Source organism: Bacillus sp. LBG-1-113 (genome assembly GCF_020708615.1).
In the GTDB taxonomy this organism is placed as follows: Bacteria; Bacillota; Bacilli; order Bacillales; family Bacillaceae; genus Bacillus; species Bacillus mojavensis.
This window is the reverse complement of sequence record NZ_JAJFDG010000003.1, coordinates 211,770-237,027: the sequence shown is the minus strand read 5'-3', so window position 1 is coordinate 237,027 and position 25,258 is coordinate 211,770. Positions and strand designations below refer to the sequence as shown.

General features: G+C 45.6%; 23 protein-coding genes, 3 pseudogenes and 3 riboswitches. Of the genes and pseudogenes, 12 read left to right on the top strand and 14 right to left on the bottom strand.

The window, feature by feature from the left end:
- Positions 1-550: 550 nt before the first annotated feature.
- The 3 genes from cimH to LJF29_RS10810 all read left to right on the top strand — a co-directional run bounded on the left by cimH (position 551) and on the right by LJF29_RS10810 (position 3,972).
- On the top strand, positions 551-1,900 hold the full coding sequence (gene cimH, locus LJF29_RS10820) for a citrate/malate transporter CimH (protein WP_010332414.1): 1,350 nt from the start codon (positions 551-553) through the stop codon (positions 1,898-1,900).
- Between the two features lie 123 nt (positions 1,901-2,023).
- A complete protein-coding gene (locus tag LJF29_RS10815) occupies positions 2,024-3,712 on the top strand; it encodes a M56 family metallopeptidase (RefSeq protein WP_229148460.1) in 1,689 nt (562 codons plus the stop codon).
- Between the two features lie 56 nt (positions 3,713-3,768).
- On the top strand, positions 3,769-3,972 hold the full coding sequence (locus LJF29_RS10810; protein ID WP_026014625.1) for a hypothetical protein: 204 nt from the start codon (positions 3,769-3,771) through the stop codon (positions 3,970-3,972).
- Between the two features lie 12 nt (positions 3,973-3,984).
- On the opposite strand, the gene LJF29_RS10805 is transcribed toward LJF29_RS10810, so the two are convergent.
- The 5 genes from LJF29_RS10805 to LJF29_RS10785 form a co-directional block, all read right to left on the bottom strand.
- Positions 3,985-4,824 (bottom strand): polysaccharide deacetylase family protein, encoded by an 840-nt coding sequence (locus LJF29_RS10805; RefSeq protein ID WP_010332418.1) that lies wholly within the window; start codon positions 4,822-4,824, stop codon positions 3,985-3,987.
- 103 nt (positions 4,825-4,927) lie between these two features.
- On the bottom strand, positions 4,928-5,656 hold the full coding sequence (locus tag LJF29_RS10800; RefSeq protein ID WP_229148458.1) for a ZIP family metal transporter: 729 nt from the start codon (positions 5,654-5,656) through the stop codon (positions 4,928-4,930).
- 110 nt (positions 5,657-5,766) lie between these two features.
- Positions 5,767-6,864: a maltodextrin ABC transporter ATP-binding protein MsmX gene (msmX, locus tag LJF29_RS10795; protein ID WP_010332420.1), complete on the bottom strand. Its 1,098-nt coding sequence runs from the start codon at positions 6,862-6,864 to the stop codon at positions 5,767-5,769.
- A gap of 119 nt (positions 6,865-6,983) precedes the next feature.
- Positions 6,984-7,877, bottom strand: a complete 894-nt coding sequence (locus LJF29_RS10790) for a PucR family transcriptional regulator (protein ID WP_229148457.1) — start codon at positions 7,875-7,877, stop codon at positions 6,984-6,986.
- Positions 7,878-8,094: 217 nt separating this feature from the next.
- On the bottom strand, positions 8,095-8,931 hold the full coding sequence (locus tag LJF29_RS10785) for a YitT family protein (protein ID WP_010332422.1): 837 nt from the start codon (positions 8,929-8,931) through the stop codon (positions 8,095-8,097).
- Positions 8,932-9,000: 69 nt separating this feature from the next.
- Positions 9,001-9,103: riboswitch (guanidine-I (ykkC/yxkD leader) on the bottom strand.
- Between the two features lie 391 nt (positions 9,104-9,494).
- On the opposite strand from LJF29_RS10785, the gene LJF29_RS10780 reads away from it, so the two are divergent.
- On the top strand, positions 9,495-10,034 hold the full coding sequence (locus tag LJF29_RS10780) for a DUF4352 domain-containing protein (protein ID WP_128568461.1): 540 nt from the start codon (positions 9,495-9,497) through the stop codon (positions 10,032-10,034).
- 73 nt (positions 10,035-10,107) lie between these two features.
- On the opposite strand, the gene galE is transcribed toward LJF29_RS10780, so the two are convergent.
- Positions 10,108-11,127, bottom strand: a complete 1,020-nt coding sequence (galE, locus tag LJF29_RS10775; RefSeq protein ID WP_229148456.1) for a UDP-glucose 4-epimerase GalE — start codon at positions 11,125-11,127, stop codon at positions 10,108-10,110.
- A gap of 114 nt (positions 11,128-11,241) precedes the next feature.
- Positions 11,242-11,748, bottom strand: a complete 507-nt coding sequence (locus tag LJF29_RS10770) for a YbhB/YbcL family Raf kinase inhibitor-like protein (RefSeq protein WP_010332425.1) — start codon at positions 11,746-11,748, stop codon at positions 11,242-11,244.
- Between the two features lie 126 nt (positions 11,749-11,874).
- Between LJF29_RS10770 and LJF29_RS10765 the strand changes: the two genes are divergently transcribed.
- The 8 genes and pseudogenes from LJF29_RS10765 to LJF29_RS10735 all read left to right on the top strand — a co-directional run bounded on the left by LJF29_RS10765 (position 11,875) and on the right by LJF29_RS10735 (position 18,452).
- Positions 11,875-12,753 carry a LysR family transcriptional regulator gene (locus tag LJF29_RS10765; RefSeq protein ID WP_229148454.1) on the top strand — a complete coding sequence of 293 codons (879 nt, stop codon included), beginning with the start codon at positions 11,875-11,877 and terminating at the stop codon, positions 12,751-12,753.
- 91 nt (positions 12,754-12,844) lie between these two features.
- Positions 12,845-13,323, top strand: a pseudogene (locus LJF29_RS10760) (LuxR C-terminal-related transcriptional regulator); the annotation flags it as partial.
- A 49-nt stretch (positions 13,324-13,372) separates the two neighbouring features.
- Positions 13,373-14,605 (top strand): peptidase T, encoded by a 1,233-nt coding sequence (pepT, locus tag LJF29_RS10755; protein ID WP_229148452.1) that lies wholly within the window; start codon positions 13,373-13,375, stop codon positions 14,603-14,605.
- 106 nt (positions 14,606-14,711) lie between these two features.
- The gene (locus tag LJF29_RS21185) at positions 14,712-14,837 is read left to right on the top strand and encodes a hypothetical protein (RefSeq protein ID WP_010332428.1); all 126 of its coding nucleotides are present in this window, start codon (positions 14,712-14,714) and stop codon (positions 14,835-14,837) included.
- Between the two features lie 277 nt (positions 14,838-15,114).
- Positions 15,115-15,393: pseudogene (locus LJF29_RS10750) on the top strand (hypothetical protein).
- Positions 15,394-15,479: 86 nt separating this feature from the next.
- Positions 15,480-15,665 (top strand): annotated as a pseudogene (locus tag LJF29_RS10745) (hypothetical protein); the annotation flags it as partial.
- 66 nt (positions 15,666-15,731) lie between these two features.
- Positions 15,732-15,838, top strand: a riboswitch (SAM riboswitch).
- Positions 15,839-15,922: 84 nt separating this feature from the next.
- Positions 15,923-17,056, top strand: coding sequence for a 5-methyltetrahydropteroyltriglutamate--homocysteine S-methyltransferase (locus LJF29_RS10740; RefSeq protein ID WP_229148450.1), 1,134 nt, complete (start codon positions 15,923-15,925; stop codon positions 17,054-17,056).
- Between the two features lie 68 nt (positions 17,057-17,124).
- Positions 17,125-17,234: riboswitch (SAM riboswitch) on the top strand.
- A gap of 78 nt (positions 17,235-17,312) precedes the next feature.
- Positions 17,313-18,452, top strand: a complete 1,140-nt coding sequence (locus LJF29_RS10735) for a 5-methyltetrahydropteroyltriglutamate--homocysteine S-methyltransferase (RefSeq protein ID WP_229148448.1) — start codon at positions 17,313-17,315, stop codon at positions 18,450-18,452.
- Between the two features lie 46 nt (positions 18,453-18,498).
- On the opposite strand, the gene LJF29_RS10730 is transcribed toward LJF29_RS10735, so the two are convergent.
- The 7 genes from LJF29_RS10730 to LJF29_RS10700 form a co-directional block, all read right to left on the bottom strand.
- On the bottom strand, positions 18,499-19,893 hold the full coding sequence (locus LJF29_RS10730) for a sigma-54 interaction domain-containing protein (RefSeq protein ID WP_229148447.1): 1,395 nt from the start codon (positions 19,891-19,893) through the stop codon (positions 18,499-18,501).
- A 78-nt stretch (positions 19,894-19,971) separates the two neighbouring features.
- On the bottom strand, positions 19,972-20,745 hold the full coding sequence (locus LJF29_RS10725; RefSeq protein WP_229148445.1) for a 3-hydroxybutyrate dehydrogenase: 774 nt from the start codon (positions 20,743-20,745) through the stop codon (positions 19,972-19,974).
- A gap of 17 nt (positions 20,746-20,762) precedes the next feature.
- Positions 20,763-21,419, bottom strand: a complete 657-nt coding sequence (locus LJF29_RS10720; RefSeq protein WP_024123370.1) for a CoA transferase subunit B — start codon at positions 21,417-21,419, stop codon at positions 20,763-20,765.
- Positions 21,416-22,129: a CoA transferase subunit A gene (locus LJF29_RS10715; protein WP_229148444.1), complete on the bottom strand. Its 714-nt coding sequence runs from the start codon at positions 22,127-22,129 to the stop codon at positions 21,416-21,418. Before LJF29_RS10715 ends, LJF29_RS10720 begins: the two co-directional genes overlap by 4 nt.
- A gap of 24 nt (positions 22,130-22,153) precedes the next feature.
- Complete coding sequence (locus LJF29_RS10710) at positions 22,154-23,593, bottom strand: GntP family permease (RefSeq protein WP_229148442.1); 1,440 nt, start codon at positions 23,591-23,593, stop codon at positions 22,154-22,156.
- Positions 23,594-23,821: 228 nt separating this feature from the next.
- Positions 23,822-24,664, bottom strand: a complete 843-nt coding sequence (locus LJF29_RS10705; protein WP_229148692.1) for a methyltransferase domain-containing protein — start codon at positions 24,662-24,664, stop codon at positions 23,822-23,824.
- Positions 24,665-25,040: 376 nt separating this feature from the next.
- On the bottom strand, positions 25,041-25,202 hold the full coding sequence (locus LJF29_RS10700) for a hypothetical protein (protein ID WP_229148440.1): 162 nt from the start codon (positions 25,200-25,202) through the stop codon (positions 25,041-25,043).
- Positions 25,203-25,258: the final 56 nt, after the last annotated feature.

The following is a 25,258-nucleotide window of genomic DNA, read 5'->3' as shown; positions in this document are numbered from 1 at the left end:
TATCCTCCATTTCCGATTGAAAATGTTATATTGTTCACTACTTCACAAGCAGAACCAAAACTTTGATCAGCATTTCACAAAATAGACGAAAAAAATAATGCTCAACATTTCACAAATACATCAAAAAGTCGTCAAATATGATTCAAGATTGCCAGACTGACGAATGGCACGATCCCTAAATGGTTCATATTAAGTACTTTACAACGATCTGTTTCAAAAATAAAGCCCAAAATACCTAAAAAGTCCTGCGCTATGTGACGGATTATTGTCTATTTTGTTGCTGATTGATGGCGGTCGCTAGGATAAATGACCCTTTATTATCGTACATCAACACTTCGCTCCTTGCGAATAAAATGCTTGACCGGCATCAGCACTGGGTTCTCGGCACTCCGGCACATCCGGAATTTAGTCAGAACGTCTCTTTTCATCTGAATCATAAAAAAGAAAAGTTTGAATAGTAAATTTTTAATATATTAATAATTTCAATTTTTTAGTATACTTAACATAGTGAACAATTTCACTGGCAACAAGATTAGGGGGAGGTTTTTTAATGGGAGAGCTTCAAACTCAATTGCAAATGCAAACGGATACAATTCACGAAGGGGTTCGAAAAGAGAATTGGTTTGCGAAGGCTATGAATATAAAAGTAGGCATTATACCGCTTCCTGTGTATGCCCTGCTGTTTATATTAATTACTATTTTTGTATTGCATCACGATGTAAAAAGCGACATCTTGACATCCATTGCCGTCATGGCGTTTTTCGGATTTACCTTTGCCCAAATCGGAAAATCGATACCGATTGTGCGCTCTATCGGCGGTCCGGCCATCCTTGCTACTTTTATTCCATCTGCTGTCGTCTACTATCACCTGCTGCCAAATGATATTGTCAAATCCACCACAGAGTTTACAGAAAACTCAAACTTTCTTTATTTGTTTATTGCCGGAATTGTTGTCGGAAGCATCCTCGGCATGAAAAGAGAAACACTTGTAAAAGCATTTATGAAAATTTTTATACCGCTTATCGCCGGTTCTGTCGCGGCCGCCATTGTGGGACTGGCTGTCGGTACATTGCTCGGCCTCGGATTTCAGCACACCCTTCTGTACGTCGTGATTCCTATTATGGCTGGCGGCGTCGGAGAAGGCGCCATCCCTCTGTCCATCGGTTATTCCGATATCATGCCGATGTCTCAAGGGGAAGCGTTTGCACTTGTTCTTCCATCGATCATGCTCGGCAGTCTATGTGCAATCATTTTAGCGGGCCTGCTCAACAGAATCGGCAAGAAAAAACCGGAATGGACCGGCAACGGTAAAGTTGACCGTTCAGAAGATTCACCTGCGCTGGAGGAATCGCAAAACGGCCAGCACATGTTCAACCTTTCTCTGTTTGCGTCCGGGGGAATTCTTGCCGTCTCCTTGTATTTGGTCGGTATGCTCGCCCACGACTTTTTCGGTTTTCCTGCTCCTGTTGCCATGCTGCTGTTAGCTGTTTTGATCAAGCTGTTCAGACTGGTCCCTGCCTCAATTGAAAACGGCGCGTTTGGCGTGTCCCGCTTCTTTTCAACGGCAGTCACCTATCCGCTGCTCTTTGCAATCGGCGTGTCCATGACGCCATGGGACAAGCTTGTGGCCGCCTTTAATCTCAGTAATATTATTACGATTCTGTCTGTCGTTGTGACAATGATGACGGTCGGCTTTTTCACGGGAAAATGGCTGAACATGTACCCGATTGAAACAGCCATTATTAATGCGTGCCATTCAGGGCAAGGAGGCACCGGTGACGTCGCGATATTAAGCGCCGCAGAAAGGCTTGAGCTGATGCCTTTTGCCCAGGTGTCCACTAGAATTGGAGGGGCCATCACAGTGTCCCTCACGTTATTGCTGTTACACCAGTTTTATTGATAGGCTGAAAGCAAGTTCTTCGTATGACGAAAGAGCTTGCTTTTTTGCATTTCCGTGTTTTTACAAATTCCCGCCGCATGCTATAGTAGTAGTTGGAAAGATTATGATAGAAAGGACTCTAGCATGCCTATGGGAACCAGTCTTTTTTTCTTTATCATTCTCGGGCTGGGCATTCAGCTGATATCAGCCCTTGCAGCAAAGCTTCTTCCGGCATTAGAACTCTGGATTGATATTGTTCTTTGGGTCGGTGCTGCTAGCTTTATCTTCTCTCAACAGTCTTTCATAGACGGCATCGTCTCTCTGGCATTGATGTTCACCAGCTACTGGACCGCATTGGATCTGACTGTCCCCAGCCGTGTTGAAAAGCCATCAGGCGATTGGCAGGAAATTGAGCTTGCAAGAGACCACACACGCCTCCTCTCGGATATTGCCCTGACTGTCATTGTGTTTGCGGGCGCTATTGTTTTCTTCATTTACGGGCCTGACACCAGCGTTCTAAAATATGTGATCCTGTTCGGTTTCATCTCGGGCGGCGCGGCACTGGTAAAACGCATATTAAATTTTCTAAGTGTAAAAGTCTTTTATTCTTCATCTTTAGAAACATGGCATATCAGCTCACGATATGAAACCCGCACCTACCCGCTTTCAGACCTGAAAGACATCCGGCTTGAATCGACGGCAGATCTATTAAAGCTTCACCCGCTGTTGACAATGTATTCATCCCGGCTCGATATGACGACAAGCTTTCAGCAAGTCATAAGGCTCTCTCTTCCCGGCGAAACACTATATCTGACCGTGAAGGAACCAGAAAAATGGAAAGCGATCCTCGGGGAATTTCTAGATTCAGAAAACAAAGAGGAAACGGTTATTGCTGTCCTGCCGCTTTATCATCGGAAAAATGTGAAAAGGCTTTTAGGTAAACTTTATTTTGCCGCAAGCGTAAAAGGGATATCTGCTTACGCCATATTGGTGCTCGCTTTATATGCCTTACACGCTTCACCTTGGGTCATGACTGGTGCCGTGATGTTGTACTGGGCTTTGAATATGTATCTATCTGACCGGGTGCTGCGGACAGCAATGGATGCCAGGCCTTGTCTGAATTCAGACGTTCAGGCAGCGGCAGATAAGATGTTTAGAAAAGCAGGCATTGCGCATGTGGAGATATATGAAACGGATAGTGATGAATATAACGGCATGGCAGTCGGAATGAATGTAGGAAGATCAATGGTGATTCTGACAAGCGCTACATTAACCCTTCCGCCGCATGTCATTGAGGGTATTCTTGCCCATGAAGCTGTTCATATTAAAAAACGTGATGTGCTGTCCATGCAGCTGTTGCGCTTTCTTTATCTTGGGGCAGTCATCGGGATCATTCTTTTACTTGAGCATTACATCGCCCATCCCGGCGCTTACAAAATCGCACTTTGGGCGCTAATCATGGGAATCATCATTCTATTCCAGCTTTATCAGTCATTTTGTTCCCAATGGATGGAGGTGCGCGCCGATCACCTTGGCGCTTCACTGCTGGAGGGCGGATACAGGCAGATGGCTGAATCCTTAAAGATCCTGGCGGTTCGCCAGGATGAAGCTTTGCAAAAACAAAACACCTACAGCTCTGATATAGATGAAGATGAAGTTAAGGTGAACTCTCTCATCCGGGATAACAGCTGGCTTTTCAGAATCATAGACTTTCAGTTTTCTCCTCATCCACCTATGTATTGGCGTGTCAGCGCATTGCTTTCCAACAAAGGACACGGCATGGTCAAGCGCTGGCTGAGAGATCGGCTGAAAGAATCTGTCTCCCTCAAGTGAAACTTTTCAGATTTTAAAACGTATGAAAAATCATTGTTTAAGGGGGGAGCCATATGATTGTGATTCTTATCGCTTTGATCTTCGGAATGATCGTCATTTATCAATCGGCTCGATCATCTGATTCAGAAACCAAAGGACGCCAGCGGGCGGACAGCGGTTTTTTCGGATTTTCCGATGGTGATTCCCGCCATGATGGATGCGGCAGTGACGGAGGCTTCGGGGATTCCGGCTGTGACGGCGGAGGGGGCGGCGGCGATTAATCGCCGCCATTTTTATTTCATCGACTCAATGTACGCCCCAAAGGACGCCCCTGACATTCCCGGGGATACACGTACGCGATGGAGGGCGTACATCCCCTGATCTCTGGAGGCTGCACCAGGTTCAGTCGTCACTCCCATTTGATAACCGGTTTCTTCAGCGGCCTTCAGCGTATCTTCGTTGTAGCGCCCAACCGGATAGCTGATGATGGCCGTTTGCTGATTGAACATCCTATCAAACAGTTTTTTTGAATCTGCCATTTCGCTATATTGCTGTTCTGGTGTTAAACCGTTCAGCTCAAGGTGGTCAATCGTATGGCTTTCAATCGATATGCCATGCTGCGCCATTTCTTTCATTTGATCCTCTGTCAGATGATGTTTATGTCCAATTGATTTGCCGATCATAAAAATCGTCGCCTTCATGCCGTACTTCTTTAATACCGGATATGCGTCTTTGTAATTATCGGTGTATCCGTCATCAAACGTGATCAGCACACATTTCTCACTCGGCTTCTTGTCCTGAGTCAGCATGAGATACGCCTCTTTTGGGGTTAATGTCTGATAGCCGTTATCGTGCAGCCATTTCATATGTGCCTCAAATTCTTTCTTTGGCACACGGAGGCTGTTGCCCGAAGAGATGCTGTGGTACATCAAAATCGGCAGCTTTGCCGGTTTCTCTGTTTTGATCCATGCGGATGTATCATCTTCTTTTTTCTGCACATGTACTGTCTTTTCTTCCGGTTTCTTTTGTTCCGCTTTTGGCATCTGCTGCTCCGCATTTGCTTCTTTTTCAGCGCAAGCGGCAAGAGACAAGCAGCTGCCCAAAAGAAAGATGCTTAGGATAAATCGTTTCATCGTTTTCCTGCTTTCTGTCTATTTCTTCCTCCTTTTCATCGGTTGATTTGCGGGATTTTCAAGTGAAAAAACCAGACATGTAGCCATGTCCGGTGCAGATTAATTAGGAAAACTGATTCAAAATCAAAGACGTTAAAAGACCAAGAGCAGCAATTAACCCTGTCATCGGACCGCTGTCTTCATATGCCTCGGGCATCATCGTCGATGCAATCATTGCGATGATTCCTCCGCCCGCAAAAGCGGCGATTGCCGACATCATCCCCTCAGGAGCATCATCGAGGAAGTAATATCCTGACCATGAGGCAAAAATAGAAATCATCAGTACCGCCGCCCAAAGCAGCAAGATTTTCGCCTTTGAATATCCGCTGTTCTTCATGCCGGCCGTGCTGGACAGCCCTTCAGGTATATTGCTGATAAAAATCGCGACCACCAAAAGGAAACTGACGGATTGCTCCTCAAGAAGACTGGCTCCAATCATAATAGACTCGGGGACAGCATCCATGATGGTGCCGATAAAAATCGCGATCCCCCCGCCGCCTGCAGCTGCTTGTCCCGATCTTTTTCTTTGTGACGCGCCTCTTTTTGAAACCGCGTAGTCAAAAAGGGTAAACACGACAGCTCCTGCTATAAATCCGGCGCCTGTCGAGACCATTCCGCCATCCTTCACCGCGTCCTCAAGAAGTTCATAGGCGGCAGCGCCGATTAATACCCCTGTGCCAAAAGCCATGATATAACCGATGATACGCTTGCGAATCGGAAGAAACATCGACGCCAGCGCGCCCAGCAAAACAGCAGAGCCGGAAATACCGCCCCACATCGCCGCATTCCACATCTCGATCTCTCCTTTCTACAAACCACTACCCGCCGCGGTTTTTGCTGTAAACCTTGAAAGAGAGAGGGCATGCAAAAAACCGGACATCTCTCCATGTCCGGTTCTCCAGCTTAACGAATTCTGATTTCTGTTTCACTATCAAAGAAATGGCCTTTATTCATATCAAACGCAACTGTCAGCTCATCACCTGACTGAATATCGAGACGGGCATCAATCCTCGCAATAAAGTCCTGGTTATCAATTTGCGAATAAATCATGATCTCAGATCCCAGGAGCTCCGCGACATTGATTTTCGCTTTAATTGAAGAGCTCTTATACGATTCCACGACAATCAGTTCATCATGAATATCCTCAGGGCGGATGCCGAAAATGACTTCTTTGCCAATGTAGCCCTTTTCACGAAGCACCTTCATTTTCCCCTCCGGCACGCTCAACACGGAAGAACCGATTTTGATTGTGCCGTCAGACAGCTTTCCTTTGAAAAAGTTCATGGCTGGCGATCCAATAAAACCGCCGACGAATACGTTTTCAGGGAATTCGTAAACATCCTTCGGCGTCCCGATCTGCTGAATTTTGCCGTCCTTCATGACCACAATTCGAGTCGCCATCGTCAGTGCTTCTGTCTGATCATGCGTGACATAAATCGTGGTGGTCTGCAGTCTCTGGTGGAGTTTAATGATTTCGGCTCTCATTTGCACCCGAAGCTTTGCATCCAGATTCGACAAAGGCTCATCCATCAGGAATACCTTTGCATCCCGCACGATCGCCCTTCCCAGCGCAACCCGCTGTCTCTGACCGCCTGAGAGCGCTTTTGGCTTGCGGTGCAAATATTCTTCCAGCCCGAGAATTTTAGCGGCTTCCTCCACTCTTTTTTTAATTTCAGGCTTCGGCATTTTGCGGAGCTTCAGCCCGAAGGCGATATTATCGTATACCGTCATATGCGGATAGAGCGCGTAGTTTTGGAACACCATCGCGATATCCCTGTCCTTTGGCGCCACATCATTTACCCGTTTTCCTTCAATATAAAAATCACCCTTCGAAATTTCCTCAAGTCCTGCGACCATCCGCAGTGTTGTTGATTTACCGCAGCCGGACGGGCCGACAAATACGATAAATTCCTTATCCGCTATGTGAAGATTAAAGTCGTCTACCGCCGCTTCCTTCTGATCATAATATTTATAAATGTGCTCCATCCGCAATTCAGCCATCTAACATCCCCCTTTAGTATTGTAAGCGTTTTCTTAAATCAAGTGTATCAGCATTTATCCAACACTGAAATGGGCAGCATTCATAAAATCACACGGCCGTTTTCGTGCATATTTCCAGTTTATTCTGAACCTTCGCTTTGCAGGCAGATAAAATACGCAAGCAGAGCGCCTGTATACGTTTTAATGTCTATTCCTGACCGCTCGATAAATTTATCTATTCGGTACTGCAGGCTGTTGCGGTGCAGATGCAGTTTTTTCGCTGTTAATGTCACGTTTGAGTTGTTTTCAATAAACAGCTTGATCGTTTTTCTCAGCTCAGGTTCATTTACAAATAATAGCTCGGCTTCTTCACAAAGCAGTGATTTCAGCCGTCCCTTTTCTTCTTCCAATAATAAAAAAGGGAACATGATATCAAACGTCACACTCTGAACCTGCGGCAGCCGCTTTTCAGCAAATAGAAAATACGTTTGTTCACGGGCATAATGCTTTCGTAAGCGCTCATCTGTTTCATAAAACCTTCCGGCGTAAAAACGGACACTGAAGTAGAAATCACTTTCAAGAACCCTTGCGAGCGACTCCAGTTCGTCTTTCCCGGCCGCCGCTTCACTTTCCTGCTCGACAATCACGCCTCTGTCCTCATGCATCCAAACGATCACAAAAGACACCGGCCAAAAATGGCGCATCGCTTCCGCAAATGATGCCCGTTCAGTTTTGCCGATCAAATGAAAATGAATGAACCTTGTCCTCTTCTTGATATTCGGCGGCACTTCTCCTTTCGAGAATAGAAACGCAAACCACTTGTTTTCTTCCGGCGATTTGAGAGACATGTGCTCCGCCTCTTCCGCTAGCGTTAAAAATGACTGGAGCAGCAACGTCTCCTTTTGGCTGATCTCCGTTTTTGGGATCGAGATATATTTCTGACTGTTTTCATCAAAAAAACATAGACAGTCTTCCTTTGTACAAAGCTTGTCAGACACAATCGAACCGGGATAAATAGCCAGCAGCGACTTCATATGGTCTCCTCTCCTATGTAAGGATATGTATTTTCAGTATAAGGCGAAATACACATGTTCTCCAGCTTCTTTTTCACATAAGATGGCCCTCTTTCGTTTACAGCCTTGCTTCAACGGCAATAGAGGATATGCATGAACTGAGACGAATGCAGAAACAATACCGCACATATCCGTTCTAAACAAATAAATCCCTCTGCAGATGCGCAGAGGGACCTCCTTATTTTGAAATATCCACAAACCCTTCACCAAACACATCGCGCACGTCATGGACAATCACAAACGCTTTTTTGTCACAGCTTCTGATGATTTTCTTCAGCATAGAAAGCTCCTGTTTGTTAATGACGATGTACAAAATCTCTTTTGACTGGCCGGTATAGTTTCCCTTACCTGATAAAATGGTGACGCCCCGGTCCATCAGCGTATTGACCTGCTCGGCAATTTCACCTTTATTTTCCGAAATGACAGTAATTGCTTTTTTTGTATTCAGTCCTTCAATAATAAAGTCCATCACTTTCGTTCCGATATACAGCATCACAATCGTAAACATCATGTTTTCCGCACCAATAATAAAATAAGAGCTGAAGACGACAATTAAATCAAAAAAGAGCAGCGCGTAACTGATATTCCAATCTAAATATTTATTGGCGATTCTGGCCAGAATGGCGGAACCGGCTGTTGTGCCGCCGACCCGAATGATCATGCCGATCCCGACACCCGCAAACACGCCTGCGAAAATCGTGTTAATGATCAGCTCATCAGACGGTGTGCTCCACCCGTGTGTCAAATGCAGAAAAAGCGAGTTTGCTGCCACGGCGATAATCGTATAAACCGTAGTTTTCCCGTCGAGAAATTTATATCCGATCAATAGCAGAAAAGCGTTTAATATAAAGTTTGTCACCCCCGGAGACCATTGAAACACATAGTACAAAATCAGGGTAATCCCCGTAACGCCGCCTTCCCCAAGGTCATTGGGAATCGCGAATAAATTCACAGCAAGCGCGAAGAAAAAAGCGCCAATCACAAGCATCAGCACATCAAGCATTTTCTTTTTCATCACAAAACACTCCTCCTTCAGATCGTATCAACAAAAAAACCCAGGAGTACGCTCTTGCAAAAGAGCAGAAACTCCTGGGCTTTTATCCCACCGTGTCATAACAGCCAGGCTGTTATGTGTTTTCTCTCGGTCACAGGCCAATATGCATTGCGGAACCCTAGAAAACCAATGTTTTAGCATATCTTTTTCACTTTCCAATATTAGCATTATAAGGGACTGAGCAAATTGGTTCAAGGGGTATTTGCGGAGATTTAGTTGCAAGTGAAAATTCAAGAAAATACAAATTAGCTATTAACATATGTGCGATATAGACGATAAGAAAATAAGCATGTATTTTCACAAGAAAATATAACTATGAATGCTAAATAATATAATAAATTCATTATTTTGTATTGACTAAGTGAAATAATATAGGCATTATAGTACATATGTTTTGTGCATTTAATGACATAGGAGGAAATATAATGGCAGGAAAACTAGTCCCTTGTAAAGCTTGCGGTCAAGAAATTGCAAAAGGTGTAAAAAAATGTCCTAACTGTGGTAAGGATCAGCGTAACTTTTTTATGAGACATAAAATTATTACGTTTATTCTCGCAGTTGTTGTCATCATTATTATTGCTAACATTGGCGGCGGAGGCGGTTCAGAAGCCACTTCCAAAACATCAAGCAACAGCAAAGCAGAAACTGAAAAAACATACAATATCGGTGATACTGTTAAGACTGAGAAAACTGAAGTGACAGTTACGAAGGTAGAAAAACGAGATTCAGTTGGTAACGAGTTCCTAAACAAAAAGGCGTCTGACGGCGGTATTTTAGTTGCTGTACAATACACAGTAAAAAACGTGTCTAAAAAGCCTATAAGCTCTTTTTCAATTCCTACTGTTAAACTTGTAGATTCCACTGATACATCATATGATGCTGACATAGATGCATCTTCTAACTATGCGGCAGAAACAAAAATCGATGATTCAAAAATTTTAAGTGATCTAAATCCAAATATTAAAGTAACCAATGTTGAAGTATTCGAAGTGGACAAGGATGCTTACTCTAAAGGAACTTGGAAACTTAAATTCAGTAATGATGTTATTGTAAAAATTAAATAGTAGCTGAAAAGGGTGCCTGCGAAGGCACCCTTTTTTAGGAAAAAGGCCTTCTCTGTTGAGAAGACCTCCATTCTTATTCATGACTCTTATACCCATTCACATTAGAAGACTGCCATCTCCAAGAATCGGCACACATTTCCTCAAGGCCTCTTTTTGCTTCCCAGCCCAGTTCTTGCTTGGCTTTTGCAGGATCTGCGAAGCAGGTGGCAATGTCTCCAGGACGGCGGTCCGCAAAACGGTACGGAACCTCTTTCCCTGACACTTTTTCAAAGGCTTTGACCATTTCAAGCACACTGTAGCCTGTGCCTGTTCCGAGGTTGTATGCATCTGCTCCAGTGGAGTTCAATACTTTTTCAAGCGCTTTGACGTGGCCTTCTGCGAGATCGACGACGTGAATATAATCGCGCACGCCTGTCCCGTCTTTTGTCGGATAGTCATTGCCGAATACGCTTAATTGCTCCAGCTTGCCGACGGCTACCTGCGCCACATATGGCATGAGGTTATTTGGGATGCCATTCGGATCTTCACCGATTCGTCCGCTTGGATGTGCGCCGAACGGATTAAAGTAGCGGAGCAGGGCAACACTCCACTCGTTGTCGGCCGTATGCAAGTCACGCAATATTTGTTCAAGCATGAGCTTCGTCTGTCCATAAGGATTTGTCGCGCCTAATGGAAAGTCCTCCGTAATCGGTGATGTTTCCGGAACGCCGTATACTGTTGCAGATGAACTGAACACGATTTTCTTGACGCCGTATTTCTCCATGACCTCACATAATATAAACGTTCCCGTGAGGTTGTTATGATAATATTTGAGCGGAATCGCAACAGATTCACCGACTGCTTTTAATCCCGCAAAATGAATCACAGCTTCAATTTCATTTTCAGCAAAAACCGAATCTACTGCTTCCCGATCCAATAGATCTGCTTCATAGAACGTTAACTCTTTTCCCGTAATCTCCTTGACGCGATTCAGCGCCTCAGCTGAACTGTTGGACAGATTATCAAGTACGACAATCTCATATCCGCTGTTCAATAACTCCACACATGTGTGACTTCCGATGTATCCGGCGCCGCCTGTAACAAGTATTGCCATGATGTAAACCCTCCTAAAAAATGACCTGCTATTATTATATAGTGTTTAGAACTGGTCTACATCCATTTTCATGAAGTTTAATCGTTTATTAATCGTTTCTTCATATTTTCTGCCCTAAACCCTTGCCAGCAATTCAATAGAGGCTTCAGCGAGAATGCGTTCTTTCATTTCTTGGTAGAGCTGATTCATATAAAAGCCCTGCTGAAGATTCAGTTCAGCATCCAAAGCATAGACCGTCAGCGTATATGTATGATCCTCGTCAGGCGGCGTCGGCCCGCAATACTGGTGAATCACCTTTGGATTGATGCTTCCCGCAAGCGCTGAAGCAAAGCTGTTTTGCCCCTGTATCATCAAGTCCTGTCTTTCCTCACTTGCATGTTCAGGAAGCTCTCCGATGTGCGCCGGGATGTTCGCCGCTATCCAGTGAATCCAGCTGAATCCGCATACGGGAATGGCGTCATGGTCGATGAAAGTCAGTGCGAGCGTCTTTGCACCGAGCGGGACTTCCTCAAAGCGAATCGGAAAGGATACAAATGGATTCCCGTCTCTCTTATATTTTTCATCTGCATATTTTGAGTATTTGTCATGTAAATATGGATTTGCTTCTACGTATATGTTCATGTGATTCCCTCTCTCCATTTTTTCGTTCTATAGGTATACTAAACGAATGGAAGTATAATCAGTGATAAGCAAATACGCATTTTCAATTAACAATTTGTTATCAATTAGCAGTGAAGGAGGTATTTCATGGATTTAAAATGGCTGCAAACCTTTATTTCCGCAGCGGAATCAGAAAACTTCAGGGAAACGGCTGAGCGTCTTTATCTCACACAGCCGGCTGTGTCTCAACATATGAGGAAATTGGAAGATGAACTGGACATGCAGCTGTTTTTGCATAGCGGAAGAAGGGTTGTCCTGACTGACGAAGGCAGGCTGTTTTTGCCTTATGCCAAAGAAATGATCAATGCATACCAAGCCGGAAAGCACAAAGTCAGCCAATGGAAGCAGGGGTACAGCCGGGCACTTACACTGGCCGTACACCCCTACATCGCGTCCTATATATTGCCTCGCTTTCTGCCCGCCTATATCCAAAAACATCCGCATGTCGAGCTTTCAACTCATGTAGCTGAATCTGACGATATCAAACTAGCGGTAGAACACAATGAAGCTGATATTGGTTTGTCGCGAAAAGACCCGAACTCCGGCACTCTTTATTATCAGCACATATGCGAAGGTACGCTGTGTCTGGCTGCTCCTTTTCAAGAAAGCAGGCCTGCGGATGCTGCATCTGTCTTCAGCCGCTATCGGCTGCTAACACATGATCATCCGTCATATGGGGATGCCTTTTTGGACCGCATCCATTCACATTACCCGCATATTCAAACGATGGCTGTCGGGCAGACTGATACGGCTGTTCATATGATAAAAGCGGGAATGGGTGCCTCTTTCCTCCCCACCTACATCATCAAACAGGAAGAAGACGAAAAAAAGCTGATGGCTGTAATTACGCCGCCGCATCTTGAATTGCCGGCGTCCCAGACATTTATGATGTGGAAAAGAAATAGCGAGGACATTCAGCATTTTCACGCCATGCTGCAGGATTTCATGCAGTCCGAACAGGTCTAAAATCAATCTGCCGGTTGACGTTTTCTTTTATTTTATCGATGTACCGAGAAAGAACTGTAAAGCCCGGGAAACTGCCCGCTGCTGCTGTTATGTCCAAATGCCGTCCTGCTCAGGCATTGAAGCGGCCAAGGACATCATGTCCGCCCTCCCGGATACAAAAATCGTCATTTTAACGACCTTTGACACTGAAGAATACGTATTTGAAGGCATCCGTGCCGGCGCTGTCGGCCACCTGCTGAAGGACAGCTTCCTGAAGAACTGATAGACGCCATTCGGGCTGCCCCCAGAGGCGAAGCGATTTTCCGCACAGTCACAGCCGCTAAAATCAGTGAGACATTCCGCGCAAAGCAACAGCCTTATACTGAAAAACTGACTGAACCGTTTGCCAAAAGAGAACTCGAGGTGCTTCAGCAAATGGCCTATGGCCTGAGAAAAGAAGGGATTGCCGACAAGCTTTTTATCAGCGAAAGCACCGTCAAAACCCACGCGCATCGAATTCTGCAAAAATGCAATGCCCAAGACCGGACACAGGCAGTCGTTTTTGCCATTCGAAACGGCATTGTGAAATAGAAATCTCTCATCACAGCATGATAGAATAAGACAAAGGAGATGATTGGAAATGAAAGAAGACATCATTGAACGGTTTACTACATACGTAAAGGTCGACACGCAGTCAGATGAATCAGTCGACACCTGCCCATCCACACCCGGCCAATTGACGTTAGGAAACATGCTTGTTGAGGAATTAAAGTCAATCGGCATGGAAGACGCAGCCATTGATGAAAACGGCTATGTCATGGCGACTCTTCCTTCCAATACTGACAAAGACGTGCCGACAATCGGCTTTCTCGCCCACGTCGATACCGCCACAGATTTCACCGGCAAAAATGTCAATCCGCAAATCGTAGAAAGCTACGATGGAAAAGACATCACGCTCAATGAAAAGCTTCAGGTCATCCTATCGCCTGATCAATTCCCTGAACTGTCGGGCTACAAAGGCCACACTCTGATCACCACAGACGGCACAACCCTTCTTGGCGCTGACAATAAGGCTGGCATCGCTGAAATCATGACTGCCATGGATTATCTCATCAAACACCCTGAAATTAAGCACGGCACCATTAGGGTTGCATTTACACCTGATGAAGAAATCGGCAGGGGCCCGCACAAATTTGATGTTGAGCGATTCAATGCCTCCTTTGCCTATACCGTTGATGGCGGCCCGCTCGGTGAGCTTGAATATGAAAGCTTCAATGCTGCCGCGGCGAAAATCACAATTAAAGGCAACAATGTACATCCCGGCACGGCAAAAGGCAAAATGATCAACTCTGCAAAAATCGCAATGAAGCTGAACAGCATGCTGCCGGCAGATGAGGCACCTGAATATACAGAGGGCTACGAAGGCTTCTACCACCTGCTGTCCATTCAGGGAGACGTAGAAGAGACCAGGCTCAACTACATTATCAGAGACTTTGACAAAGACATCTTCCAAAACAGAAAAGAAACCATGCAGCGCATCGTTGAAGAGCTCCAAAACGAATACGGACAAAATCGCATTCAGCTTGATATGAACGATCAATACTACAACATGAGAGAAAAAATTGAGCCTGTCATCGAAATCGTCCACATTGCCAAACAAGCAATGGAAAACCTCGGCATCGAACCGAAAATCTCTCCAATCCGCGGCGGCACGGACGGCTCGCAGCTTTCTTACATGGGACTCCCGACGCCGAACATCTTTACCGGCGGGGAAAACTTCCATGGCAAATTTGAATACATCTCTGCCGACAACATGGTCAAAGCCGTAAACGTTATCGTTGAGATTGCAAAGCTGTTTGAAGAACAGGCGTAAGCTGAAAAACCAGTCCGAAAAAGGACTGGTTTTTTGCGTGAAAATGAAACATTTTAAAAGCTCTGTCCGTAAAACAACTATCGACGGATGAGGAGGAAATGCAAAGATGAAGAATACAATTGCCGCAAAAAGCCTGTTCAAAAAATGGATGATTTCGCGCCCGCTCAAAATGCAAACAAAACGATCAAACCCATTTAAAAAAATAAGAAGAATGTTCAAACGCTTTTTCTGACCCATCCCCGGACTCCCCTCAAATCAGGCATCTATTCCAAATTCCCGCCCAAATGCTCCGTAATTTGGGTTTTTTGTGTTCAATTCCTCAAAATAGGGTATATATCAAACAAAGAAGAACACATTATCCATATATAGTTAATTTGAATTACAGAAATTTAGGTTAAAAGTCATATAAAGGAATTCATTTTAACGTCGATAGTAACTATAGAACCAATCAAAAGAAAAAACACCAGCTTAATGCAAGACTATTTTCAGGTCATCGACGAAAAGGAATTTTGAGGGACACGCATTTATTTTTATTAGATTTGGAATTTTTTGAATACTTTTAGACGTTTTATCCGTACAATAGAGAATACCAAAACTTTTTTTGGGAGGTATGTAAAATGATCTTATTTATTATCATCGCATTATGTGGCTATCTTCTCTTTTCGTTCAGCAAAGACAATAGACGAAAACCGCAAAAGACAAGCCCTCTGCCTGCACCCGTTCCTCATCATAACAACCTAATCGACCTTGACGCCATCCGCCAAAAACGCCGGATGCACCTTTCCTAAGACATACCTTATAAATGAAAAGGCTGCAGATATGCAGCCTTTTCGTTATTCCTGAAACTAGACTTCAGTAATGATCGAATGATTGATGGAAGGACAAATTTTAGCTGACGGACGGCCAGAATGGGCGAATGTCTGTCAGCAAAAAGCGGCTCAGCTGGGGTGATACGCATCGCCTGCAGACTGCACATGGGGAAGATGTGCTGATTTGCACAGCCATCGCGATTGTGCTGGATATGGTATTGGTTGACGATGAAGATAAGCCAAACTTCTAAAAAACTGTTGACAATTCATGCAAAAATAATAATATTAAGATAATTGAAAACTCAATATGAAGATTTACCTTATCAAGAGAGGTGGAGGGACTGGCCCTATGATACCCGGCAACCGCTGTTTTACACAGAATGGTGCTAAATCCTTAAGAACATCGCGTTCTTGCAGATGAGGCAGAGATTTGATCGTTCAAGCTCTTCCTTACACAAAGGAAGAGCTTTTTTCATGCAGCAAACATTTCAGAAAAGAGGCGAATGATATGGCTCAACAAGTAAACCTTGCAGCACAGAAATCAGATAAACAGAAGAAAGCTCCTTTCCGCGCTGATCATGTCGGCAGTTTATTACGATCCGCACCAGTAAAAGAGGCGCGGCAAAATCAAGCGGCCGGCGAGATCACGGCAGAACAGCTTCGCGATATTGAAAATAAAGAAATCACCCGCATTGTCGAAAAGCAAAAGGAAATCGGCCTAAACGTCGTAACCGACGGAGAGTTCCGCCGTTCTTGGTGGCATTACGATTTTCTTGAAGGGCTTGATGGTGTAGAGCCCTTCATTCCAGCCGAAGGGATTCAATTCCATCATGCGAAAACAAAAGCCCGCAGCATTAAAGTCACAGGAAAACTGGATTTCACCAGCCATCCGGCGCTTGCCGATTATCAATTTTTACACAGCATTGCCGGAGATGCGACAGCAAAATTGACGATTCCAAGTCCGAATATGCTGTTTTTCGGTGAAAAAGCTGATCAAGGCGTATATCCCGATCAGGAGGAATATTTTCATGACCTGGCCCAGACGTACAAAAAAGCGATTACCGCTTTCTATGATGCGGGCTGCCGCTATCTTCAGCTCGATGATACGTCTTGGTCTCTCTTCTTTGAAGAAAAAGGCAGAGAGGTTGTTCGTGCCCTCGGCGGTGATCCGGAAACATTGCCTGCGTTATTTGCCAAAACAATTAACGATGCAGTGGCGGACCGTCCTGATGACCTAACGGTTACGATGCACATCTGCCGCGGCAACTTCCGCTCGACTTGGGCCGCATCAGGAGGCTATGACGCTGTAGCGGAAACGATTCTTGACGGTTTAAACCTTGATGGCTTGTTCCTGGAATACGATGATGACCGCTCCGGAAACTTTGACCCGCTCCGTTTCGTGAAACGCAAGGATCTGCAAATTGTCTTGGGCTTGATTACATCCAAATACGGAGAGCTTGAAGATCCAGAGGATGTCAAACGCCGAATCAATGAAGCTGCGCGCTTTGTCAGCTTAGATCAGCTTTGCTTGAGCCCGCAGTGCGGTTTCGCTTCAACAGAAGAAGGAAACCTTTTGACTGAGGAGCAGCAGTGGGCGAAGCTCCGTCATGTGGTCGACATTGCCAATGATGTGTGGAAATAATCTATCATTGACAGAAAAGAGAAATGTGTGAATAATAGATACTATCAGAAAATTTAATAAAAAGGTTTTCCTTATCAAGAGAGGTGGAGGGACTGGCCCTGCGATACCCGGCAACCGCTGTTTTACACAGAATGGTGCTAAATCCTTTAGAGCAGATTTGTGCTCTTGTAGATAAGGTTGAGATTGTTCACGCAAGCTCTTCCTTATCCTGAGGAAGAGCTTTTTTATATTTGAATGGAAAGAAGGAATGAACAACATGTCACAGCAAACAACACCCGCAGAACAAAAACAATCGCTCCAGAGAAAAAAACCGCCGTTTCGCGCGGATCAAGTCGGAAGCCTGCTGAGATCTGAGCCCGTCAAAAAAGCGCGCCTGCAAAAGGCGGCCGGCGAAATGACTGCCGAACAGCTTCGCCAGATTGAAAACGATGAAATCATCCGCATTGTGGAAAAACAAAAGGAAACCGGCCTGAACGTCGTGACAGACGGAGAATTCCGCAGAGCGTGGTGGCATTTTGATTTCCTGGAAAATCTGGATGGCGTTGAGCCGTTTATACCTGAACAGGGTATCCAGTTCCATAATGTGCAGACAAAAGCACGCGGCATCAAAGTGACGGGCGATATTGATTTCTCAAACCACCCGATGCTCGAAGATTACTCATTTTTACATGGCATCGCTGGTGATGCCACGCCAAAAATGACAATTCCGAGTCCGAATATGCTCTTTTTCCGGGGGAGACTGGAAAAGGATGCCTACAAGAACGATTATGCTCTTTTCCAGCATGATGTATCAAAAGCATATAAGAAAGCGATTCAAGCGTTTTATGACAGAGGCTGCCGCTACCTCCAGCTTGACGATACAGCATGGGCTGTTTTCTTATCTGAAAAAGGCTTAAAACAAGTGGAAGCATTCGGAACAACGCCTGACGAGCTTCGCCAGCTGTTTGCGAAGTCGATCAATGACGCCATTGCTGATCGTCCGGATGATATGACAATCACCATGCATATCTGCCGCGGCAACTTTCAGTCCACTTGGACAGCTGAAGGCGGTTATGATGCGGCGGCCGAAACCATTTTTGACGGCTTGAATCTGGACGGGCTTTTCTTAGAGTATGATGATTCACGCTCAGGCGGATTCGAACCGCTCCGTTATGTGAAACGCACTGATCTTCAGCTTGTTCTCGGTTTAGTTACATCTAAATTCGGTGAGCTCGAAGATCCGGACGACGTGAAACGCCGTATTGAAGAGGCGTCACGTTATGTCAGCTTAGACCAGCTATGCCTGAGTCCGCAATGCGGGTTCGCTTCGACTGAGGAAGGCAACAAGCTGACCGAAGAACAGCAATGGGCGAAGCTGCGCCATGTTGTTGAGATCGCTAACGATGTTTGGAAATAAAGAACAGAAACACACACTTGATTCCTTGGCGGGACAAGTGTGTTTTTTATGCCTGCTCAATTTGATAGGCTTTGCATTTTTCATATAAGCTTGTTTTTCCTATGCCTAATAGCTTTGCTGCCTTTATTTTATTGCCGTCTGCTGCGGCAAGCGCCTCGATGATCGCGTTTTTTTCCGCCTCAGCGATTGTCTCTTTTAATGGCTGTATCGATTGATATTCTCGGACTTTGATTGTTCTTTGAATGGGTTGATCTTCAGGAGCGAGATTCAGGTGTTTCGGTTCGATTTGTTTGCCGTCGAGGACGTTGACAGCCCGTTCTAGGACGTTTTCCAGTTCACGTATGTTGCCCGGCCAAGAATAACTCTGAAGCACTGCAATCGCTTCTTTAGAAAGCTCCAAGCCATCAAATCCAAATTTCCGTTCAAGTTTTTTTAATAGAAGCCCTGCGATGGGCACCACATCCATTATGCGCTCTCTTAGGGAGGGAATTTGAATGTTGATTACATTCAATCGGTAATAGAGGTCTTGCCGGAAGTCTCCTTCCCGGACCATTTTTTCGAGGTTTCGGTGTGTCGCCGCAATCACTCGTACATCTATCGGGACCGGGCTTCCTGCGCCGACCCGCTCTATCTCTTTCTCCTGCAGTACGCGAAGGATTTTGCTTTGCATATGCAGGGGCATATCACCTACTTCATCAAGGAAAATGGTTCCTTGATGCGCGAGTTCAAATTTTCCTTTTTTCCCGCCTTTTTTCGCCCCCGTAAACGCTCCGTCTTCGTATCCGAACATTTCTGATTCAAACAATTGCTCCGGGATCGAAGCGCAGTTGACGCGCAGAAAGGGAGCATACCGGCGGCGGCTGTTCTGATGGATGGCGTGGGCGAACAGCTCTTTTCCCGTACCTGATTCTCCTAAAAGCAAAACGGCCGATTGGCTGTCAGATACCCGTTCAGCCAGCCGTTTCGCATCCATAAAGAGAGGGCTGTTTCCGATCAAGTCGCCAAAATGATATTTACTGAAAAGCTCTTTTTCGTATCTATTTTTGTAGTAATTGAGCTCATTGAGGATGGGTTTAATTTTTCTTGAATAATCCATCCATTCTTGCGGATTGCGAAACATAACGGTTCCGACTGCTCCGACAAGCTGCTGGTTCACATAGAGCGGATACCGGTTGGCAATCATTTCACTGCCGTTAATTGGATGAATAGCGGCAGCCTCTGTACGCCCCGTCTTCGCCACGATATGCATTCTCGAATTTTCAATCACGTCCTGAACGGGTTTTCCTATCGCTTCGTTCTCTGTTTTTTTCAGAAAGTCACAGTATGCCGGATTGATATAGAGAATGTTCCCCTCATGATCAACCACAACAATACATTCCGCCGCAAGGTTGATGATTTCATCCAGCCATTCAAAGGGTAATCTTTTAATAGAATGTTTCATCTCCCTGTCGCTCCCGTCATATTGTAATCGCTTTCAAACTTATAATAAACGAGAGCCTCCTATGAATACAAGAATCTATTATTGAGCTGTGTAGCCTCCATCCAGCACGACCGCCTGCCCTGTGACGCCTTTCGCCTTTTCACTCGCCAAAAATACGGCATAATCAGCAATTTCTTTAACCGATAGAAGACGTTTTTGCGGCACCAGCGGAAAAATCACCTCTTCCAGAACCGATTCATAGGGAACATTTCTTGTTTTAGAAAGATCACTCAGCTGATTGCGGACAAGCTCTGTGTCCACATATCCCGGGCAGAGTGCATTCACCGTAATCCCGTGGGGCGCGCCTTCCAGCGCTCCCACCTTTGTCAGCCCAATGACGCCATGCTTTGCGCTGTTATAAGCAGCTTTTCCCGCAAATCCCACCAGTCCATTCACAGACGCGATATTGATGATCCTGCCGAACTGCTGTTTTTTCATAAAGGGAAAGACATGCTTCATCGCAATGAATGGCGCGGTCAGCATGACGCGAATAAGCTGTTCAAACCGTTCTGTCGGAAACTCTTCAATCGGCGCGACATGCTGCATGCCTGCGTTATTCACCAAAGTATCCAAACGTCCGTATCGGGTCTTGATAGTATGGACGATATCAGCGATTTGCTCTTCCTTTGTTACGTCACATGGAATGCCCATGGCGCTAAAGCCTTCCTCGTTCAGCTTGGCGGCGGCCTCCCCGCACGCTTTTTGATTTACATCTGAAATAATGACTTCGGCGCCTTCCCGGGCGAATTCCTTTGCGATTTCAAATCCGATTCCGCCGGCTGCGCCTGTCACAAGAGCGACTTGTGTTTTCATGTCATACACCTTCCTGTTTAAGATTTTTGCCGGATGACTGACTGGCTTACGGCGAAGTCAGCTTCAGTTTTCTCATATACCTCTTCCAGCGTGACGCCGTCCTGGAGCTCAGTCAGTGTCATATGGCCGTTATCAAAATCAAAAACAGCCAGGTCAGTGATCAGCCGATGAACGACTTTCTGTCCTGTCAGCGGGAGGGAGCATTGTTTTTTCACCTTCGATTCCCCATGTTTATTGACGTGCTCCATGATGACGACGATTCGCTTAGCCCCGTTGACCAAATCCATAGCGCCGCCCATTCCCTTCACCATTTTCCCCGGGATCATCCAGTTCGCCAAATCCCCTTGCTCAGAAACCTCCATGCCCCCGAGGATAGCCAGGTCGATATGACCGCCTCGTATCATCGCAAAGGATTCTGCGCTGTCAAAATAGGATGCCCCTGTTACGGCGGTGATCGTTTCTTTCCCCGCATTGATCAAATCCGGGTCTTCCGTTCCTTCCAGCGGATACGGGCCGATCCCAAGCAAACCGTTTTCTGATTGAAGCATCACATGAACGCCCTCCGGTATTTCATTTGCGACAAGTGTCGGCATCCCTATCCCAAGATTGACGTTCATACCGTCTTTTATTTCCTTTACAGCACGTTTGACCATTCGTTTTCTGGCTTCCTTCATTGTGCCGCCTCCTTTCCTTCCGCTTGCTGAACAGTTCGTTTTTCAATCCGCTTTTCATGTGTGCCGAGCACAACATGCTGTACGTAAATACCAGGCGTATGGATGTGGTCGGGATCGAGCTCTCCCGCCTCAACAATTTCTTCTGCCTCGGCAATTGTGATCTTTCCCGCCATGGCGGCAACCGGATTGAAATTTCTTGCCGTTTTCCGAAAAACTAAATTTCCCATGGTGTCCGCTTTCCACGCTTTTACAATGGCGACATCCCCAGTAATCCCTTTTTCTAACACATAGTTGCGTCCGTCAAAGGTTTTATGCTCTTTCCCGTCAGCGATAGATGTTCCGACGCCTGTGGCTGTGTAAAATCCCGGTATACCCGCTCCTCCGGCTCGGATTCTTTCAGCCAGGGTCCCTTGGGGAACCAATTCCACTTCCAATTCTCCGCTTAAAAATTGCTTTTCAAAAATTTTGTTTTCTCCGACGTAGGAAGCGATCATTTTTTTGATTTGCTTGTTTGCCAGCAGCAGACCGAGCCCCCAATCATCAACTCCGCAATTATTGCTGACGACGGTTAAATCTTTTACCCCTTTATCCCTTATCGCCAGAATGAGCTGCTCGGGAATTCCGCACAGGCCGAATCCGCCCGCGATCAGTGTATCCCCCTCCCGAATGAGTTCCGCGGCTTCCTTACTCGATGACAGCACTTTTCCCATATCTGATTCCCCTTTCGTTTTGTCCTATACAAGGCCCGTCAAACTGTAAATCGCGATAATCACAAATACGGCGGCGGTTTTGATGAGAGTAATCGCAAAAATATCCCGATACGATTGGCGATGAGTCAAACCCGTCACAGCCAGCAGGGTGATCACCGCCCCATTATGCGGAAGCGTATCCATGCCTCCTGACGCCATCGAAATGACCCGGTGCATCACTTCAGGCGGTATGTTGTAGGTCTGGATCGCTTTCACATATTGATCAGACATCGCGCTTAACGCGATTCCCATTCCCCCTGAAGCCGATCCAGTGATCCCTGCCAGCGTTGTTGTCGTTACCGCTCCGTTCACAAGCGGATCTGTAAACGTATGTGAAATGCCGCTGCTCAGCTTATGAAACCCCGGCAGCGCAGCAATAATGCCGCCGAAACCATACTCGGCGCCTGTATTCATCGATGCAAGCAGGGCACCGCCGATCCCTTCATTCAACCCTTCCTTTAGCTGTCCAAACACTTTTCTCCAATCAAACAAAATGGTTGCGATGATTCCGATCAGGAGGGCCAGCTCCACTGACCAAATGGCAACCGCGGAGGAGATATCAAGTTTCCCGAACTCTCCCAATCCTATGGCGGAAAAATCGAATTCATTCGGATACCACTTGGGGAGGATCGTGGTGAAACCTTTGTTCATCACACCAACAAGAATAAGAGGAACAAAAGCGAGTGCGTGCCTGACCCTGCTTGTGTCGGGCTCTAAGGCCGGTGAGCTTTGTTCCGGGGCAAGATCAGTTGGCTCACGCGCGGCAGAAATCTCCGATCGAAAACCGGCGTAGCCTTCTCCTGTTTTTTCTGCTTTTTTTCGCCTCGATTCCAAGTAGAACATACCCGCCGTCAGCACAAATACCGCGCCGATTATACCAAGCCAAGGGGCGGCATAAATGTCTGTTTTGAAAAACGTCGTAGGAATTACATTTTGGATTTGCGGTGTACCCGGCAGTGCGTCCATCGTAAAAGTAAATGCCCCGAGAGCAATCGTTCCCGGTATGAGGCGCTTCGGGATGTCAGCTTCTTTAAACAGATTTTTCGCAAAGGGGTATACAGCAAAGACGACAACAAACAGGCTGACTCCGCTGTACGTTAAAATAGCGCCCATCAATACGATAGCGAGTGTCGCTCGTTTCGCCCCGACCAATCTGACAATAGTCTTCGCAATGGAAGCCGCCAAACCGGACATCTCGACGACCTTTCCGAAAATGGCGCCAAGCAGAAATACTGGAAAGTACAGCTTAATAAAACCTGCCATCTTCTCCATGAATATGGTTGAGAAAAAAGGAAGTACAAAGCTTGGATCTGTCAGCAGCACAGCAAATAAGGCGCAAATCGGGGCAAACAAAATGACAGAAAATCCCCGATAGGCGATAAACATCAGCAAACCCAAAGCCAAAAGAATAATCATAATGTCCACAAACATCCCTCTTTTCCGCTTGTCTGAGAAAAGGAAAGCGTTTACAAAATATCCCCTCCCTTTCCGTCATTTCTAATGCAAGTTCTGTGCCAGTCACCAGAAGACCATTTCAAGCCTTTCCTCTTCCATATTTACGGAAAATGAGCGATAACTATTCCAATCCAGTGGAAAATTCCGTTTTTGCGGAAAACAAAAGGAAAGCTCTTTATGGGAGCTTTCCTCTTTCACTCATTTCGTTCCGATTAATATATCAACATCAACTGTCAGCTGAGCCGATTTCACTTCTCTAAACTGGTTGATATTTTCAGCCGATGCGCACCAGGCTAACGGTGTCATGTTCAGAAGCCATTCTACGCCTTGCTGATGAAGCGTTTTGGTATACCGCAGCCTCATCAGATGATCGAGCTGAAAATGTGTGGTAAAGCGCTCAATTGCAGGTGCATTGGAATAGGTTCGTCTTTCTGAATCTGCGTATAAAACTTGCCTTAGTTCTGTTAAGTAATCCTTTTGAGGAACAACCTTTATAACCAAACCATCTTTTTTCAGCAGTCTGTGAAACTCTGCATAATTTGAAGGTGAGAAAATCGATAGAATGACATCAAACTGCCGGTCTTGAAAGGGCGCATTAGCTACATCGGCTACGGCCCACAGCTTTCCGCCAATATTTTTTGCAGCTCGTAATATGCCATCCTTGGCAATATCAATCCCAATGCCGTGCACTGTTTTCTTCTCTTGAAGCAGCTCGCAAACCGCTTTCAAGTGGGTCCCCTCACCGCATCCGCAATCTAAAATGGTTAACGTCTCTTTTTCAGACTTCCGGTCACTGATCAAGTCAGCTAATGCCTGATGTAGCGGTGCAAAAAAGTGATATTCTGCCATCAGCCGGCTTCTTGCTTCGAAAAGCCCCGCCCGATAGCTGCTTTTGACCGGCTTTGTCAGGAAATTTACGTACCCATGCCGGGATATATCAAACGTATGCCCGCTCTTGAAATAAACCAAACTTTTCCAAGATGTGACCTTCATTGAAGAATCGCAAATCGGGCATCGAAAGAGAGAGACAAATTGATTCATATAAGCAGCATGCTTCTTTATGTTTGACACAAAAAACACCTCATTCATTCGTTTTTAAATAAATGAAAAAGGCATAGACAAATAAACCTGGGCCTATCTAACTTTTTGGCCAGGTCTGGAAAGTCGTCTATACCTGTCATTATCTATAACGAATGAATTGAATAATCATAAAAAAGAACTCCTTTTTGCTGCATAGAGGGTTTCCCCACTATTATGATACATCAATCATCCAGGAATAGGAACGAGATTCTCAACGACAGGCCGCTGCCCGAACTCCTCACTGTTTAGAAGATCAATTAATAAGCGGGCTGTTTCTTCAGCTCCTCCGTTTTGTTGTTCAATCGGCCCAATGGAGCCAGTACACCGGCATTATTGATTACATAAATGCTTCCGGCTCCGTATCAAGGCTAATGCGCTGAAACAATTCATCAAAGAGCGCCTCAATCCCGTGGCTATCTCTCAAACCACTGCTGTCCAAGTCGATCAGCTTTAGATTATTCTGTCTTGAAATACAGTACAGCCGATGGTCCGCATGCATTGGCGTGCCTGTGATGATATGCTTCGTTTTTCCCTCCTGATCACAATTTCAGCATA

Bases quoted from the DNA above. Each gene is read 5' to 3' on its own strand.
- cimH (WP_010332414.1), top strand. From the start codon at position 551: ATGGGAGAGCTTCAAACTCAATTGCAAATGCAAACGGATACAATTCAC.
- LJF29_RS10815 (WP_229148460.1), top strand. From the start codon at position 2,024: ATGCCTATGGGAACCAGTCTTTTTTTCTTTATCATTCTCGGGCTGGGC.
- LJF29_RS10805 (WP_010332418.1), bottom strand. From the start codon at position 4,824: ATGAAACGATTTATCCTAAGCATCTTTCTTTTGGGCAGCTGCTTGTCT.
- LJF29_RS10800 (WP_229148458.1), bottom strand. From the start codon at position 5,656: ATGTGGAATGCGGCGATGTGGGGCGGTATTTCCGGCTCTGCTGTTTTG.
- msmX (WP_010332420.1), bottom strand. From the start codon at position 6,864: ATGGCTGAATTGCGGATGGAGCACATTTATAAATATTATGATCAGAAG.
- LJF29_RS10790 (WP_229148457.1), bottom strand. From the start codon at position 7,877: ATGAAGTCGCTGCTGGCTATTTATCCCGGTTCGATTGTGTCTGACAAG.
- LJF29_RS10785 (WP_010332422.1), bottom strand. From the start codon at position 8,931: ATGAAAAAGAAAATGCTTGATGTGCTGATGCTTGTGATTGGCGCTTTT.
- LJF29_RS10780 (WP_128568461.1), top strand. From the start codon at position 9,495: ATGAGACATAAAATTATTACGTTTATTCTCGCAGTTGTTGTCATCATT.
- galE (WP_229148456.1), bottom strand. From the start codon at position 11,127: ATGGCAATACTTGTTACAGGCGGCGCCGGATACATCGGAAGTCACACA.
- LJF29_RS10770 (WP_010332425.1), bottom strand. From the start codon at position 11,748: ATGAACATATACGTAGAAGCAAATCCATATTTACATGACAAATACTCA.
- LJF29_RS10765 (WP_229148454.1), top strand. From the start codon at position 11,875: ATGGATTTAAAATGGCTGCAAACCTTTATTTCCGCAGCGGAATCAGAA.
- pepT (WP_229148452.1), top strand. From the start codon at position 13,373: ATGAAAGAAGACATCATTGAACGGTTTACTACATACGTAAAGGTCGAC.
- LJF29_RS21185 (WP_010332428.1), top strand. From the start codon at position 14,712: ATGAAGAATACAATTGCCGCAAAAAGCCTGTTCAAAAAATGGATGATT.
- LJF29_RS10740 (WP_229148450.1), top strand. From the start codon at position 15,923: ATGGCTCAACAAGTAAACCTTGCAGCACAGAAATCAGATAAACAGAAG.
- LJF29_RS10735 (WP_229148448.1), top strand. From the start codon at position 17,313: ATGTCACAGCAAACAACACCCGCAGAACAAAAACAATCGCTCCAGAGA.
- LJF29_RS10730 (WP_229148447.1), bottom strand. From the start codon at position 19,893: ATGAAACATTCTATTAAAAGATTACCCTTTGAATGGCTGGATGAAATC.
- LJF29_RS10725 (WP_229148445.1), bottom strand. From the start codon at position 20,745: ATGAAAACACAAGTCGCTCTTGTGACAGGCGCAGCCGGCGGAATCGGA.
- LJF29_RS10720 (WP_024123370.1), bottom strand. From the start codon at position 21,419: ATGAAGGAAGCCAGAAAACGAATGGTCAAACGTGCTGTAAAGGAAATA.
- LJF29_RS10715 (WP_229148444.1), bottom strand. From the start codon at position 22,129: ATGGGAAAAGTGCTGTCATCGAGTAAGGAAGCCGCGGAACTCATTCGG.
- LJF29_RS10705 (WP_229148692.1), bottom strand. From the start codon at position 24,664: ATGAATCAATTTGTCTCTCTCTTTCGATGCCCGATTTGCGATTCTTCA.
- LJF29_RS10700 (WP_229148440.1), bottom strand. From the start codon at position 25,202: ATGCATGCGGACCATCGGCTGTACTGTATTTCAAGACAGAATAATCTA.